The following is a 14,589-nucleotide window of genomic DNA, read 5'->3' on the forward strand; positions in this document are numbered from 1 at the left end:
GCTGCGTGCGGCCCCGTCCCGGGGCCCCACAGTCGGCGCCGGCCTTGCCAGCGCGCCGCTACTCGGCAGGGCCCGCGCCCTGCTCACCCGCCCTCCTGCAGACAGGTAGCCCATGCGCAAACTCATCGCCCTGACCCTGGTCCTCCTCAGCCTGAGCGCCTGCGCCCTGTTGCCCAACCGTGATCCCCTGGCGATCAACGTGGTGGGCATAGAACCGCTGCCGAGCCAGGAGCTGGAGATGCGCTTTGCGGTAAAGCTGCGCCTGCAGAACCCCAACGAGAACGTCATCGACTACAACGGCATCGCCCTGGACCTTGAGGTCAACGGCCGGCCACTGGCCTCGGGGGTCAGCGACCAGCAGGGCCGCATCGGCCGCTACTCCGAAGAAATCCTGGTGATTCCGGTGAGCGTCTCGGCCTTCTCGGTGCTGCGCCAGACCCTGGGCCTGAGCCAGACCCAGAGCCTGGACAACCTGCCCTACGTGCTGCGCGGCAAGCTCGCCGGCGGGCTGTTCGGCACCCAGCGCTTCATCGACCGCGGGCAGATCAGCCTGAACAACCCGGGCGCCTGGTAAGGCGCCTTCAGAACACCGACCAGCCGATCCTTTGGCTGAGCAGCTCCAGGGCCGCCATGCCCGCCAGCGAATTGCCCGCGGCGTTCAGTTCCGGCGACCACACGCAGACCGTGAACTGCCCCGGCACCACCGCGACAATCCCCCCGCCCACCCCGCTCTTGCCCGGCAAGCCGACTCGATAGGCAAAGTTGCCGGCCTCGTCGTACAAGCCGCTGGTGGCCATGATCGAGTTGACCTGCTGAGTCTGGCGGCGCGTCAAGACCTGCTCGCCGCTGTGTTTGCAAAAGCCGTCATTGGCCAGGAAACAGAACGCCCGGGCCAGGTCGACACAGCTCATGCGCAAGGCGCAATGGCTGAAATAGCTGCGCAGCACCACTTCCACATCATTGTGAAAATTACCGAAGGACTGCATCAGGTAGGCCATGGCCGCGTTGCGCGCACGGTGCTGGTATTCCGACTCGGCGACCTTGCCGTCCACCATCACCTGCGGGTTGCCCGACAAACGTCGGGCAAAGTCGCGCATGGACAGCACCGGCGCGGCAAACCGCGACTGGTTGATGTCGCAGATCACCAGGGCCCCGGCGTTGATGAAGGGGTTGCGCGGCCGGCCACGCTCGAACTCCAACTGCACCAGGGAGTTGAACGGCTGGCCGGAAGGCTCATGGCCCAGGCGTTGCCAGATCGCCTCGCCGGAATGGCCGATGGCCTGTACCAGGCTGAAGACCTTGGAAATGCTCTGCACCGAGAACAAGGTATCGGCGTCCCCGGCACTGAACACCTGGCCGTCGTTGCCATACACGGCAATTCCCAACTGATTGGCCGGCACATCCGCCAGGGCCGGGATGTAATTGGCAACCTGGCCCTGGCCAATCAGGGGACGGACTTCATCGAGGATCTGGTTCAACAACGCTTGCATGGTCGGGCTCATCATCACGGGCCCCGATACGGCTGCGGGGCTATGGCTGCTAGACGCACGCCGGCACCCGCGCAGCACAGTCAACCGGCAACCCAGGGCAGGACCAGCGCAGAAACAGGCCAGGGCCGCCCTTGCTGGCGCACCTGCACGGATAGGGAAATCCGCACAAATGAATCGAAATGCAATTGATATTCGATCATTTCCAACAATTAAAAAGCCAATAGACTGCTGACACAGATCACCTTGAAACAGGCATTACAAGCTAGAATACTCTCCGGTTCGCGTGCAAAAACCTGTCACAACCGCCTTAATTGCCGCCAGCCACCGCTTCGTGCATCGCGCCCTTGAACAGCACCCGAGTCGTTTTCAGCGGCCCCACTGCAACAGTCGATGCTTACGCCATGACGGCATTTCCTCATCGGAGTCATGCACCTTTGAAAACCTGGCATACGATCATCGGCATCTTGCTGATCACCACCTTCACTCTCCTGCTGGAGATCCCCGCCGATACCTGGCTGACCTCCGCCACCCTGAGCCTGGTGCTCGGCAGCGCGGCCCTGGCCTACATGGCCGTGTCCTGCCTGCTGGCCAGCCGCTGGGGCTTCGTCGAGCGCCTGTTCGGCGGCCTGGACCGGGTCTACGAGGCACACAAGTGGCTGGGCATCTGGGCCCTGGCATTCGCCAGCTATCACCTGGTGTTCAAGGCCAACCTCGAGCAATGGAACAGCGTGCCGATCCTCGAACTGTCGAAATACTGGACGCGCATGGTGCGCCAACTGAGCTACGTGGCCCTGGGCCTGATCGTTCTGTTGGCATTGAACCGCAACATCCCCTACAGCCAGTGGCGCTGGTGGCACAAGCTGTCCGGCCCGCTGTTCCTGATCGTCATCCTGCACTGGCTGAGCTTCAAGTCGCCGATCGCCCTGGACACGCCGTCGGGCATCTGGCTCACCGTGCTGTGTACCCTCGGCGTGCTCGGTGCCTTGTACAAGCTGCTGCTCTACCCCTGGGTGGCCAAGGTCGGCGAATACCGGGTGACCTCGGTCAAGGTGGAAAAACACTCCCTGCACCTGGAATTGACGCCGGAGGGCCGGGGTTTCCCCTTCAAGGCCGGGCAGTTCGCCTTTCTCTCGCTCCAGGAAAAGGGCTTGCGCGAACCCCACCCGTTCACCATTGCCAGCGCCGAGGCCCACGACGGACGCATCGAGTTCGTGATCCGCGCCCTGGGCGACTACACCCAACGGCTGCGCCAGCAGGTGAAGGTCGGCATGCGGGCCGATATCTATGCGCCCTATGGCCGCTTCAAGCGCCCCGAGGCCGGCACCCGGGAAATCTGGATCGGTGGCGGGGTCGGCATCTCGCCCTTCATTTCCTGGCTGCAGGATGCGTCCGCGGGGCAGTTCGACAAGGCCACCCTGGTCTACTGCTACAACCCGTCCCGGGCCTTTCCCAGCGTCGATGCCCTGCAAGGCATGGCCCAGGCCCGGGGGGCGACCTTCGTTGGCAACAGCGGCGGCGTCGAGGCCCTGGCCCAGACCCTGAAGCGTGCAGCGGCAGAAACCGACCCCAAGGAAATCCAGATCAGCTTCTGCGGCCCCAAGGGCCTGCTGGGCCGAGTGCGGGAGCTGATGAGCGAATGCCGGATTCCCGAAGGCAACCTGCATTACGAGTTCTTCGAGTTCCGCTGATCAGTCAGCCCCGCCCTGCGGGTGGCGCCCCTCGTGCAGCGTCGCCCGCACCACCAGTGCCGCCAACAGGGTGATCACCATCAACACCTGCAACAGCCGGCTGAAGGCTTCGGCATAAACGGCCTGCCACTGTTGCCGTTCGATCCCGGGCAAGGACGCCACACTGGCCGCCAGGTCACCACCGGCCAGTTGCCGGGCGGCCAGCAGCACCGGCTCGCCGGGGCTTGCCGCCGCTTCCAGCGCCTGCTGCAACAGCCCCGTCAGCAGCGCCACCACCAGGGCCAGGGCAATGCCTTCGCCAGCAACCCGCGTGGTGCTGAAAATGCCGCTGGCCATGCCCGCCCGCTCCCTGGGCACCACGCTCACCGACAGCCCATCCATCAAGCCCCAGGGCAGCCCGCTGCCCAGGCCGATCAGCAGCAGCGGCCAGACCCGCGGCCCGGGGCCCTGCCCTGGGGCCACCCGGCTCAACCAGAACAAACCGCCGGCCGCCAGCACCAGGCCCAGGGCCGACAGGTTGCCGGCGCTGAACCAGCGGTTGAGCCAGGCCGCCGCCAGCGGCACCACCAGCATCGGCGCCGACAAGGCGAGCATCAGCAACCCGGCGTCGATGGCGCCGTAGCCTTCGACGCCGATAAAGCGGATTGGCAGCAGGATCAGCAACACCACGTAGCAGTAGCAGGTGGCGATGGGCAGCACCTGCACGCCGACAAACCGCGGGTAGCGAAACAGCGACAGATCGAGCATCGGCCGCAGCGCCCGGCGCTCCACGACAATGAACAGCCACAGCGCCAGCCCGGCCGCCCCCAGCAGCAACCAGACCCAGGGAGTGCCCCAGCCGCTTTGCGGCGCCTGCAGGATGCCCCAGGTCAGCAGCACCAGGGCCAGGGTGAAGCTTGCCGTGCCGGGCCAGTCCACACCCCGGGCCTCGGGGTCCCTGGACTCTTCCATGCGCGGTACGCCAAGCCCCAGGGACAGGCCGCCAATCAAGGCCCCGGAAACGAATATCCCGCGCCAGCCGGCATGCTCCACCAGCACCCCGGCAAGGATCGGCCCGAACGCCAGGCCGACACCAAAGGTGGTGCCCAGCAAGCTGAAGGCACGGGTTCGCGCGCGGCCCTCGAAGGCCTGGGCCAAGGCCGCCGAACCGCCCGCCAGGGCGGCGGCGCCGGCCAGCCCCTGGACCCCGCGCAGCAGGTTCAGCCACAGCAGCGACGGCACGAACACCAGGGCCAGGGAGGTCAGCCCGAACAGCGCCACCCCAAGGCTGAACACGCGCTTGCGGCCAAACTCGTCGGCCAGGGTGCCGGCGGCCATCAGCAGGCTGCCGAAACTCAGCATGAAGGCCTGGGTGGTCCAGCTCAGGGCCAGGGGGCTGCCCCCCAGTTCACGGCCGATGGCCGGAGTGGCCACGGCCACCCCGACAAAGGTCAGGGGCAGCATCAGCGCCGCCAGGCACACCGCCGCCAACACACCGTTGGCGGCTTTTTCACGCCGATGGGTCGCCGCCCCCAGGGATAATTCGAGTTCAGGATCCACACTCACCTCCACGCCCTGGCCATCAGGGTTGCCGGAAAAAATCCATGGTAGGGATGCCGCAATCGACGAAAAACAGGGCATTCTTCCGGTCTTTACGGACAGAAACGCTTGAATCAAGGTGAGCAATGGACAACCTCAACGGTCTGCAGGTGTTTGTCTGCGTGGTCCAGAGTGGCAGCCTGGTGGCCGCCGGCGCGCGCCTGGGGCTATCGGCCTCGGCGGTGGGCAAGTCCCTGGCGCGCCTGGAACAGCGCCTTGGGGTGCGCCTGCTGAACCGCAGTACCCGGCGCATCAGCCTGACCGACGAAGGCGCGCTGTTCTACGAGCGCGGCCAGCGCATCGTCGAACAGGTGCAGGAAGCCGAGACCGAACTGGCGCGTATCAGCGACACGCCCCGGGGCCGGTTGCGGGTCAGCCTGCCAGCAATCGGCTATCGCATGCTGCTGCCGATCCTTCCAGAGTTTTCCAGCCGTTACCCGGACATCGAACTGGACCTGGATTTCAATGACCGGCTGATCGACGTGATCGCCGAAGGCGTTGACGCGGTGATCCGCAGCGGCGCACTGGCGGATTCGCAACTCAAGTCCCGCAGCCTCGGGCCTTTCGGTTTCGTGCTGATCGGCGCTCCCGGCTATTTTGCCCGGCGGGGCACGCCACACACCCCCGGTGACCTGCAGCACCACGCCTGCCTGCGCTACAGGTTTCCCGGCGGCACCCAGCTGCAGCCCTGGCGCCTGCGCCTGGCCGAAGGTGCGCCGCCCCTGGTGCTGGGGAGTGCCCTGACCAGCAACAACCTGGAGTCGTTGATCCATGCCGCCACCCAGGGCCTGGGCCTCGCCTATGTGCCGGAATTCGTGGTCGCTGGCGCCCTGGCCGAGGGCAGCCTGGTGGCGGTGCTGGACGACTACCAGGAAGAGCGCGGCACCTTCTCCATCCTCTGGCCCGGCAGCCGCCACCTGCTGCCCAAGCTGCGGGTGTTCGTCGACTTCCTCAGTCAACGCCTGGTGCTCGGCAAAGGCACCGGGCAGCCTTGACCGCGCGCCCCTTCCAGGCCTCATCGGCAGCCTGTCGCCACGCCCGCATACATCAATAAAAGCTGATCTCAGCTTACCAATACTGATATTCACATTGATGTTTCCCCTCCGTAATCTGGCCCTGTCCTGCACCAGCAGGCCAGGCAACGTCGGTACGCCAAAAACAACAGCTAAAAGGCCATCCCAATAACAATCTGATCTGCCGACTCCAGGAATCCCCATGCCCTATCTGCTTCGATGCCGCCGGTACGCCCGCGGCCTGCACCCTCACGCCCCCTCGCTGGACGAGGTGCGCCATGACTGAGCCGATGATCCAAGGCAGCGACGAACATCTGCTGCAACGCCAGGGCTACCGCCAGGAACTGCACCGCGGCCTGACCCTCTGGTCGTCTTTCTCGGTGGGCTTTGCCACGGTGTCGCCGGTGGTCGGCATCTACTCGGTGATGGCCCTGGGCGCAATGAGCGTCGGCCCGTCCTGGGTCTGGATCGTGCCGCTGTGCCTGGCCCTGCAACTGCTGGTGGCCCTGGTCTACGCCGAGCTCGCGTCCCAGTACCCCCTGGCCGGTGGCTGCTACCAGTGGGTCAGGCGCCTGGCGGGTGATCGCTGGGGCTGGTTCACCGGGTTCATGTACCTGGCTTCGGCCCTCGCCTCCTTGACCACCGTGTCCTACCTGGGCGGGTTCTGGCTCTGGCTGCTGGCTACCGGCGAGCCGCCTGCGGCCAATGCCCAGGTGCTCAGTGGCGCGGTGCTGCTGGTCCTCGGGCTGGGCATCAATCTGCTGGGCATCAACCCGCTGAAGTACTTTGTCAACGCCGGGATCATCGCCGAGGCCATCGCGTCGATCGGCATCGGCGTGCTGCTCCTGCTGTTCTTTCGCAATCACTCCTGGTCGCTGCTGTTCGAAGGCCTGAGCACTTTCGGCAGCGGCGAGGGCTCCTACCTGGGCGGCTTCGTCACCGCGATGGCGGTGGGCGGCTGGGCCTTCCTCGGCTTCGATGCCTGCTCCCAGGTGTCCGAGGAAACCGCCGATGCGCGCACTTCCACGCCTCGGGCGATCCTGCGCTCGATGCTCCTGGTGGGCCTGACGGTGATGCTCACCGCCTTTGCCGTGACCCTGTCGTTCCAGGACACCGGGGCACTGGTGGCGGGCCAGGTGATAGACCCGGTGACCCCGGCCGTGGTGGACGCCTTCGGCGCCTGGGCCGAACGGCCCTTTGTCGCCGTGGTGCTGGTGGCCTTCATCGCCTGCGTGGTGTCGGTGCAGACCTACATCGGCCGAGCGGTGTTCGGCATGGCTCGCGACTCGATGCTGCCGGCATCCCGCCTGCTGCGCCGGGTGGATCGGCGCAAAGTGCCATTTGCCGCGATGCTGGTGAGCACCCTGCTGGCCAGCCTGGGCCTGGTGCTGGGACTCAATGCCACGGCCGTCGGCACGCTGATTGCCTTCGGCAGCGGCGGCTTCTTCATGGTCTTTTTGATCGTCATCGGCTGCGCCTTGCGCCATCGCCTGCGCGGGCGCTGGCAACCCGAGCCCGGGGTCTTCAGCCTCGGGCGCTGGGGCCTGGCGGTGAACCTGCTGGCGTTCATCTGGTTGCTGTTCGAAAGCGTCAACGTTGCCTGGCCCCGGGCCTCACTGGCACCGGCCGGCGCGCCCTGGTTCCAGGTCTGGGCGGTGCTCCTGGTGTTCTCGTCCCTGGCCCTGCTGGGCCTGCTGTACATGGTCCTGGCCAAGCCTGAGCAACGGCGCTGAAGCCTCCGGCCATTTCCTCGCGCCGCTCCTGATCGCGCCCTCTGCCGGGGCGGGTGGCCGCTTCTCGGTCAGCCGGCCCGGCCCTTTCGTTGTGGAGACAATCGATGCCCCCTTCTGTGCATTACTGGAATTACCCTACCGAGATTTTCTGTGGCGCCGAGGCCCTGCATGGCCTGGCCCAACGCTGCGCCCTGCTGGGCATGCGCAAGCCCCTGCTGGTGACCGACCCGGGAATGCTGGCGCTCGAACCCTACGCGCTGGTGAGCGCACACCTGCAACAGAGTCGCCAGGAACATGGGGTATTCAGCGACCTGGCCAGCAACCCCAGCCTGGAAGACGTGCAGCGTGGGGTCCTGGCCTTCCACGCCGGCGGCCATGACTCGCTGATCGCCCTGGGCGGCGGCAGCGCCATGGACGCCGCCAAGGGCATTGCCCTGCTGGCCGTGGCTCCCGAGGGGCTGCAGCACTTCGAGTGGTCCCGGGTGATCGAGCATTACCCCAGCCTCGCCGACTTCCCCCGTCTGCAGCTGCCCACGCTGATCGCCCTGCCCACCACTGCCGGCACCGGATCGGAGCTGGGGCGCGAAGCGGTCCTGACCGATAGCCAGCAGCAGATCAAGCGGGTGATCAGTCACCCCGGAATGCTCCCCGCCTGCGTGATCCTCGACCCGCTGCTGACCCGCAGCCTGCCCCCGGCCCTGACCGCCGCCACCGGCATGGACGCCCTGACCCACCATATCGAGGCCTTCTGCTCGCCGCTCTACCACCCGATGTCCAGCGGGGTCGCGGTGGAAGGCATCCGCCTGGTGCAGCAGCACCTGCTCCAGGCAGTGACTAACAGCCAGGACCTCAACGCCCGGGAAGGCATGCTGGTGGCCTCGGCAATGGCGGCGGTGGCCTTTCAGAAAGGCCTGGGCGGCGTGCATGCCCTGGCCCATCCCCTGGGGGCCCGCTACCACCGCCACCACGGCCTGCTGAACGCCATCCTGCTGCCCTATGTGCTGGTGGCCAACCGTTCGGCAATCGCCCAGGACATCGCCCGCCTGGCTCGGTACCTGCAACTGCCCCGGGCTGATTTCCAAGGCTTTCTCGATTGGCTGCTGGCGCTGCGCGCGGAACTGGGCATTCCCCATTGCCTGGCGGACATCGGCCTGGACAGCGGCGACGCCGAGTGGGTCGGGGCCCAGGCCCTGGCGGATATTTCCTCCTCCGACACCAACGCCCGCCCGCTGAGCGCGGCCGACTACAGCCAGATCTTTCGCAACGCCGTGCACGGCGTACTGCCGAGAGCCCCGGCATGAGGCCCGGCCTCTACATCGACGGCAGCTAGCTGGCCGGCGCCGGCCCGCCACGGATTGCGGCCTACGCCCCAACCCTGGGCGATGCATTACCACCTGCCCGCAGCCAGCCGGCATCAGCTGGACCAGGCTGCGCCCTGCCGGCCGGACTCAACCCGGATGCTCGGCCAGTAAATCCTCGATGAAGGCCCGCCGCGCTTCGCCGTGGGGGTGCCCGGCATGGGTGATCAGGCTGTGCTGCACCTCGTAGCGCAGGGCATCGGGGTGCAGCACGCGCATCTGCCCGGCCTGCACCCAGGGCTTGGCAGAGTGATGGGGTAAATAGCCCAGGTGCGTACCGGCCAGCACCCCGTGCACCACCGCTTCCATGTGATAGGCGGTGGCAGAGGCGCGCTGCGCAATCACCGGCAGCACTTGGTTGGCCGGCAGGAAGCCGTGCCTGATCCAGTCACAGGCCTTGATCAGTTCCAGCCCGGGGTGCTCGATGGCGAACAGCGGGTGCGCCGCGCCGCAGAACAGGCCGATCTCCTCGCGATACAGCGGTTGGTAGTCAAGGGTCGGCAGGCTGCGACTGAAGTAGGAAATCGCCATGTCCAACTGACCATCGATCACCGCCCGCTCAAGTTCAGTGGGCGAGTTGATGAACACGTGCAGGTGCACGTCATGCTCACGCTGGTAAAAACGCGCAATTGCCGCGTCGATCCGTGCCGCGGGCAAGGTGGCGATGTTGTCTGCCAGCCCCAGGTACAGGTCACCCACCAGGCGCCCGGACAACTCCTGCGCTTCGCTTTGAAACACCTCCACCGCGCCAAACAGGGCCTGGGCGGCCGCCAGGATGCGCTGGCCCTTCTCGGTCAGGCGGAAACCACCCTTGCCCCGCTCGCAGAGGCGATAGCCGAGGCGTTTCTCCAGGCTGGAGATGTGCATGCTGATGTTCGACTGGCTCATGTTCAGCTCGGCCTGGGCAGCGGTGAAGCCGCCGCACTTGACCACCACGGAAAAAATCCGCAGCAGACGCAGGTCCATATCGGTGACGTTTCTAAGCACGGCGGGTTCCGGTAGTTCGCAAGGGGTGAACCGAGGGCGCTATTCAACGGCAGCGCCCGAGCCCCGTCAAATCCGCCCGGCTTGATTCAGCCAGGGCTTTGCAGGGAGTATGCACACCCGCTTGACGATTCAGGACCCTGCACCGATGGACCTGCACCCAACGCCCGCCCTCGCCACCGAACGCCTGTTGCTGCGCCCCCTGGAACGGGCGGATGCCCAGGCCATCCAGCAACTGTTCCCGCAGTGGGAAGTGGTGCGCTACCTGAATGCCCAGGTGCCCTGGCCCTACCCGGCCGACGGCGCCCTGCGCTTCCTGCAAGATGTCGCCCTGCCCGCCATGGCCCGGGGCGAGGAATGGCACTGGACGATCCGCCTGCACAGTGCACCCGAGCAACTGATCGGCAGCATCAGCCTGATGCTGGAGGCCGACAATAACCGCGGTTTCTGGCTGGCGCCGCAGTGGCAGGGCCACGGCTACATGAGCGAAGCCTGCCAGGTGGTGGACGAGTACTGGTTCGAGGTCCTTGAGCAACCGCTGATGCGGGTACCCAAGGCCGCGCCGAACCAGGGCTCGCGACGGATTTCCGAGCGCGGCGGGATGCGCCTGATCCGCTCCGAAAGCGGCGAGTTCGTGAGCGGCCACTTCCCCCTGGACATCTGGGAGATCAGCCGCGAGGAATGGCGCGGCTTGCGCCGAGGCGCCGCGCAGCTCAGGTAAAGCGCACGCCAGGACGGGGGCGCTGGTCCACGCTCAGCTCGAACACATCCGGGCGCGCATAGTGGCCGACCACGTCATAGTCGTAGCGGGCGCGCACCAGGTCGTCGGTATCGATCTGCGCGCTGATCAACCCGGCGCGCCCCACCAGCGGCCCGGCCAAAACATCGCCCATGGGCCCGACAATCACACTGCCCCCGGCAATCAGCGGCCGCTCTGCCGGCCAATTGGCAATCTGCAGGCCCAGTTCCTCGGGCGAGGCCTGCACCTGGCAGGCACTGACCACGAAGCAGCGCCCCTCATGGGCGATATGGCGCATGCTCACTTGCCACATCTCACGCTCGTCCACGGTCGGCGCGCACCAGACCTCGATGCCCTGGGCGTACATTGCAGTGCGCAGCAGCGGCATCATGTTTTCCCAGCAGATCACCGCCCCGACCCGACCCACCTGGGTGTCCAGCACCGGCAGCGTGGAACCGTCACCCTTGCCCCAGATCAGCCGTTCGGTGCCGGTAGGCATCAACTTGCGATGCTTGCCCACCAGCCCGTGCTGCGGGTCGAAATACAGCGCGGTGCAGTACAGGGTGCTGGCGCTGCGTTCGATCACGCCCAGCACCAGGTTGGCCCCGGTGCGGGCCGAAAGCGCGGCCAGGGCCTCGGTCTCCAACCCCGGCACCTCGATGGCATTGGCAAAGTAGCGGGCAAAGGCCTCGCGACCTTCAGGCAAGCGATAACCCAACTGGGTGCCGAAACCTTCACCCTTGGGATAGCCGCCGAGCAGCGCCTCGGGCATCACCACCAGTTGTGCGCCGGCTTCGACGATGGCGGCCTCGTAGGACAGTATCTGCTCCAGGGTGGCGGCCTTGCCCTCGGGCAGGGAACCGATCTGCAGCGCGGCGACGATGGACTTGGGCATACGGTGACTCCTTCAACGATCAGGTGTTGCCCATTCTGCTGCGGCCACCGATCATCGATAAACCCAATTTCAGTGCTTAATGATATGAACCAGATGAATATCGCCAGCGTCGACCTCAACCTGCTCAAGGCCTTCGAGGCCCTGCATGACGAATCCAGTGCCAGCCGTGCCGCGTTGCGCCTGGGGGTCACCCAGTCAGCCATGAGCGCGGCCCTGCGCCGCCTGCGCGAGCTGTATGGCGATCCGCTGTTCGTGCGTACCGGCCGCGGCCTGGCCCCCACCCTCAGGGCCAATCAGTTGAAGCCGGTGGTCAGCGAAGCCCTGAACAAGTGCCGCCAGAGCCTGGCCATGGTCGCCCCTGACGCCGCCGACTATCAGGGACGCTCGGTGACCCTGGGGCTGTCGGATGATTTCGAGATTGCCTACGGCCGGCAGATGATCGAAGCGGTGGCGCGGCGGGCACCCAAGCTGCGCCTGATCTTCCGCCAGACCCACAGCCAGATCGTCGCCGAAGCACTGTTGCAGCGCAGCATCGACCTGGCCATCAGCGCCGGCGGTTTTGCCGAGCGCCTGCTCAGCCGCCAGGTACTGGGGGAAGGCGATTACCTGTGCCTGGCGGACCCGGCGAGCCTGAGCCCCGGCCAGCAGGCCATCAGCCTTGAGGCCTTCGTCGAGCGCGAACACCTGCTGGTGTCGTCCCAGGGCTTTATTGGCATTACCGATGAAGGCTTGGCGAACCTGGGCCTGAGTCGCCAGGTGTGCGCCTCGACCACGCACTTCGCTGCGTTGCCCTTCCTGCTCAAGGGCAGCCAGGCGGTGGCGACCATTCCGGCCCATGCGGCCCGGCGCATCGCCGAGCTCACCGGGCTGCAGCTGCTGCCCTGCCCCTTGGCGCTGCCGCGCTATCCGATTGAACTGGGCTGGCGCACCAGCCCGCAGACCGACCCGTTGCTGGTGAAGGTACGGGAGGCGATCGTCGAGAGTTTCGCGGTTACTTGTTCGCCGCCATCAGGCGATTGACTTCGCTGCGCACCATGTTCGAGAACTCCGGCGGCGACATGCCGTCGAGTTCCGCGCGAACCCACTCGGCCCACTTGCCCTTGCGCTTGCCGCGCTCGCCGAACAGCCGTGCGGCCTCGCCCTTGGCCTTGCCCAGGTTGCTCTGCCACAACTCGAACAGACGGGATTTTTCATCCTCGATGGCGGCGCGCTCGGCCAGGGACTTGTTAGCCAGATTGAAGCTCATGGAAAATTCCTGCTGCGTAAAATAGGCGCCATCTTACACTGTGGCGGCTGAGGGTTTTACCCCGGGGTAGCGAAGGATGCGCAAAACAGCTGCAACTTTTGCCCACGCGCCAGACTCCATTGCTTGTACCCGGTAACCTGTAGCCACTGCCGCCGGCTTGGGCGGCACCCGGTACGCAGGAGACCCGCTCCTGCACCACAGGCCACATTGACAAGGAACCACTTCATGGCTCGCAAATCTGCCGCGCAAGCGGAAAACGATCAAATCAAGGACCAGGCATTCAGTGACCTGCAGGCATTGATCGAGGAATCGGAAAAGCTCCTCAAGGGCAGCGCCACCCTGGTGGGCGAAGAAGGTGAAAGCCTGCGCCAGCAAGTGAGCCTGAAGCTCAAGCAGGCGCTGGACTCGGTGAACAGCGTGCGTGAACGCAGCAAGCCGGCGGTGCAAGCGACCGAGCAGTACATCGGCGGCCACCCTTGGCAGACCGTGGCCATTTCCGCCGGAGTCGGCCTGGTGGTGGGCCTGCTGCTGGGGCGTCGTTCGTAAAACCGTTTGCCCGGGGCCAGGCACGTCAGCGACGCCCTGGCCCCGGGCCATTCACCCCTCTTCGGCCAGCGCCCGCAGTTGCTGCAACTGCTCGACGGCAATGGCGATCCCATGCTGCTGCGAACGCTCGCGCTGCTGCTGGCGGCGCTCTCCCGGCAGGCGCTTGAGCCCCACCGCATGCATCTGCCGCACCAGTTCCTGGCTGCGCTCGGCGAAACTCTGCCCGGCCGCCTTGCTCGGGTCGATGACAATCAGCAACTGCCCGGTCCACGGGGTCCTGGCCCCGGGATGATCGGACCAGTCGAACTCGAACGAGAAGTTGCCCCCCGTCAGCGCCGCGGCCAGCAACTCCACCATCATCGACAGCGCCGAACCTTTATGCCCACCGAACGGCAGCAAGGCGCCGCCTTCGAGAATCGCCCGGGGGTCCTGGGTCGGCTGCCCCAGGCTGTCGACACCGATCCCCGGTGGCAGGCGCTCACCCTTGCGCGCGGCAATCTGCACATCGCCATGGGCAATGGCACTGGTGGCGAGGTCGAAGACGATCGGCTGGCCCTGGGCCTGGGGCGCGGCAAAGGCAATGGGATTGGTGCCGAACAGCGGCCGGTCGGCGCCATGGGGCACTACGCAGGTCATGCTGTTGACCACGCTCAAGGCCACCAGTCCTTCCTCGGCAAAGGGCTCGACATCCGGCCAGAGCGCCGCGAAGTGGTGGGAATTGCGGATCGCCAACAGTGCAATGCCGGCGCTACGGGTCTTGTCCACCAGCAACTGGCGAGCAGCGGCCAGGGCCGGCTGGGCAAACCCGTTGGCAGCATCGACCCGGACAAACGCCGCGGCCACATCTTCCACCACCGGCAGCGCCCGCCCATCGACCCAGCCACTGGCCAGGGTCGAAACGTAGCCTTGGATGCGAAACACGCCATGACTGTGGGCGCCGTCACGCTCGGCAGCGGCGCAATTCTCGGCCAGGCAGCGGGCCACTTCCGCGCGACAGCCATGACGCTGGAAAATCGTCTGCAGCAACTGCACCAGGGCGGGCAGCGAAAGGGTTTCAGAGGGTACTTCAACAACCGGGGACGATGCAGACATCTGAAGCTCCATTGTCATTGTTGGAGGGGGCAACAGCATGCGATCGACGATTAAACAACGGCACACTCCAGCCCTGTCAACCACCGTCGGTGACACCCACGGAGGCTGCCGGCCACAGGGCATTTTGATCACCTGGATCTCCACATGACTGCCCCGGGTCTTGACAAGGTGGAATCAGAAAGAACGCAGGTGAAATAAGTCGACTTTGATACTCATTAGCCATGACG

14 protein-coding genes are annotated in these 14,589 nt (G+C 65.9%); 8 read left to right on the forward strand and 6 right to left on the reverse strand.

The window, feature by feature from the left end; all coding sequences use genetic code 11:
• Positions 1–112: 112 nt before the first annotated feature.
• Positions 113–574 carry an LEA type 2 family protein gene (locus U873_RS0106400; protein ID WP_025127455.1) on the forward strand — a complete coding sequence of 154 codons (462 nt, stop codon included), beginning with the start codon at positions 113–115 and terminating at the stop codon, positions 572–574.
• Positions 575–581: 7 nt separating this feature from the next.
• Here the strand turns inward: U873_RS0106400 and glsB are convergent, their stop codons facing one another.
• Entirely contained in the window at positions 582–1,490 is a 909-nt protein-coding gene (glsB, locus tag U873_RS0106405; protein WP_025127456.1) for a glutaminase B, read from the reverse strand.
• A 434-nt stretch (positions 1,491–1,924) separates the two neighbouring features.
• Here glsB and U873_RS0106410 point away from each other — a divergent pair, with 434 nt between their 5' ends.
• Positions 1,925–3,178, forward strand: a complete 1,254-nt coding sequence (locus U873_RS0106410) for a ferric reductase-like transmembrane domain-containing protein (protein ID WP_025127457.1) — start codon at positions 1,925–1,927, stop codon at positions 3,176–3,178.
• Here the strand turns inward: U873_RS0106410 and U873_RS0106415 are convergent, their stop codons facing one another.
• Positions 3,179–4,717, reverse strand: a complete 1,539-nt coding sequence (locus tag U873_RS0106415) for an MFS transporter (protein WP_029978199.1) — start codon at positions 4,715–4,717, stop codon at positions 3,179–3,181.
• Positions 4,718–4,842: 125 nt separating this feature from the next.
• Here U873_RS0106415 and U873_RS0106420 point away from each other — a divergent pair, with 125 nt between their 5' ends.
• The 3 genes from U873_RS0106420 (at position 4,843) to U873_RS0106430 (ending at position 8,803) form a co-directional block, all read left to right on the forward strand.
• The gene (locus U873_RS0106420) at positions 4,843–5,751 is read left to right on the forward strand and encodes a LysR family transcriptional regulator (RefSeq protein WP_025127458.1); all 909 of its coding nucleotides are present in this window, start codon (positions 4,843–4,845) and stop codon (positions 5,749–5,751) included.
• Positions 5,752–6,047: 296 nt separating this feature from the next.
• Positions 6,048–7,502, forward strand: coding sequence for an amino acid permease (locus U873_RS0106425; RefSeq protein ID WP_029978200.1), 1,455 nt, complete (start codon positions 6,048–6,050; stop codon positions 7,500–7,502).
• 104 nt (positions 7,503–7,606) lie between these two features.
• Entirely contained in the window at positions 7,607–8,803 is a 1,197-nt protein-coding gene (locus U873_RS0106430) for an iron-containing alcohol dehydrogenase (protein WP_025127459.1), read from the forward strand.
• A gap of 147 nt (positions 8,804–8,950) precedes the next feature.
• Here the strand turns inward: U873_RS0106430 and U873_RS0106435 are convergent, their stop codons facing one another.
• Entirely contained in the window at positions 8,951–9,847 is an 897-nt protein-coding gene (locus tag U873_RS0106435) for a LysR family transcriptional regulator (protein WP_025127460.1), read from the reverse strand.
• A gap of 145 nt (positions 9,848–9,992) precedes the next feature.
• Between U873_RS0106435 and U873_RS0106440 the strand changes: the two genes are divergently transcribed.
• Positions 9,993–10,565: a GNAT family N-acetyltransferase gene (locus U873_RS0106440; RefSeq protein ID WP_025127461.1), complete on the forward strand. Its 573-nt coding sequence runs from the start codon at positions 9,993–9,995 to the stop codon at positions 10,563–10,565.
• On the opposite strand, the gene U873_RS0106445 is transcribed toward U873_RS0106440, so the two are convergent.
• Positions 10,558–11,478, reverse strand: a complete 921-nt coding sequence (locus U873_RS0106445) for a carbon-nitrogen hydrolase family protein (protein WP_025127462.1) — start codon at positions 11,476–11,478, stop codon at positions 10,558–10,560. The genes U873_RS0106440 and U873_RS0106445 overlap by 8 nt on opposite strands.
• Positions 11,479–11,562: 84 nt before the next feature.
• Between U873_RS0106445 and U873_RS0106450 the strand changes: the two genes are divergently transcribed.
• Positions 11,563–12,498: a LysR family transcriptional regulator gene (locus U873_RS0106450; RefSeq protein WP_025127463.1), complete on the forward strand. Its 936-nt coding sequence runs from the start codon at positions 11,563–11,565 to the stop codon at positions 12,496–12,498.
• On the opposite strand, the gene U873_RS0106455 is transcribed toward U873_RS0106450, so the two are convergent.
• Complete coding sequence (locus U873_RS0106455) at positions 12,470–12,724, reverse strand: hypothetical protein (RefSeq protein WP_025127464.1); 255 nt, start codon at positions 12,722–12,724, stop codon at positions 12,470–12,472. The two genes, U873_RS0106450 and U873_RS0106455, sit on opposite strands and share 29 nt — an antisense overlap.
• A gap of 225 nt (positions 12,725–12,949) precedes the next feature.
• Between U873_RS0106455 and U873_RS0106460 the strand changes: the two genes are divergently transcribed.
• Positions 12,950–13,270 carry a YqjD family protein gene (locus tag U873_RS0106460; RefSeq protein ID WP_025127465.1) on the forward strand — a complete coding sequence of 107 codons (321 nt, stop codon included), beginning with the start codon at positions 12,950–12,952 and terminating at the stop codon, positions 13,268–13,270.
• 51 nt (positions 13,271–13,321) lie between these two features.
• Here U873_RS0106460 and U873_RS0106465 read toward each other — a convergent pair whose 3' ends face one another.
• On the reverse strand, positions 13,322–14,362 hold the full coding sequence (locus U873_RS0106465; protein ID WP_025127466.1) for an Ldh family oxidoreductase: 1,041 nt from the start codon (positions 14,360–14,362) through the stop codon (positions 13,322–13,324).
• Between the last annotated feature and the right edge of the window lie 227 nt (positions 14,363–14,589).

Source organism: Pseudomonas sp. PH1b (genome assembly GCF_000633395.1).
Classification (GTDB): domain Bacteria; phylum Pseudomonadota; class Gammaproteobacteria; order Pseudomonadales; family Pseudomonadaceae; genus Aquipseudomonas.

Bases quoted from the DNA above. Each gene is read 5' to 3' on its own strand.
- U873_RS0106400 (WP_025127455.1), top strand. From the start codon at position 113: ATGCGCAAACTCATCGCCCTGACCCTGGTCCTCCTCAGCCTGAGCGCC.
- glsB (WP_025127456.1), bottom strand. From the start codon at position 1,490: ATGCAAGCGTTGTTGAACCAGATCCTCGATGAAGTCCGTCCCCTGATT.
- U873_RS0106420 (WP_025127458.1), top strand. From the start codon at position 4,843: ATGGACAACCTCAACGGTCTGCAGGTGTTTGTCTGCGTGGTCCAGAGT.
- U873_RS0106425 (WP_029978200.1), top strand. From the start codon at position 6,048: ATGACTGAGCCGATGATCCAAGGCAGCGACGAACATCTGCTGCAACGC.
- U873_RS0106430 (WP_025127459.1), top strand. From the start codon at position 7,607: ATGCCCCCTTCTGTGCATTACTGGAATTACCCTACCGAGATTTTCTGT.
- U873_RS0106440 (WP_025127461.1), top strand. From the start codon at position 9,993: ATGGACCTGCACCCAACGCCCGCCCTCGCCACCGAACGCCTGTTGCTG.
- U873_RS0106445 (WP_025127462.1), bottom strand. From the start codon at position 11,478: ATGCCCAAGTCCATCGTCGCCGCGCTGCAGATCGGTTCCCTGCCCGAG.
- U873_RS0106450 (WP_025127463.1), top strand. From the start codon at position 11,563: ATGAACCAGATGAATATCGCCAGCGTCGACCTCAACCTGCTCAAGGCC.
- U873_RS0106455 (WP_025127464.1), bottom strand. From the start codon at position 12,724: ATGAGCTTCAATCTGGCTAACAAGTCCCTGGCCGAGCGCGCCGCCATC.
- U873_RS0106460 (WP_025127465.1), top strand. From the start codon at position 12,950: ATGGCTCGCAAATCTGCCGCGCAAGCGGAAAACGATCAAATCAAGGAC.
- U873_RS0106465 (WP_025127466.1), bottom strand. From the start codon at position 14,362: ATGTCTGCATCGTCCCCGGTTGTTGAAGTACCCTCTGAAACCCTTTCG.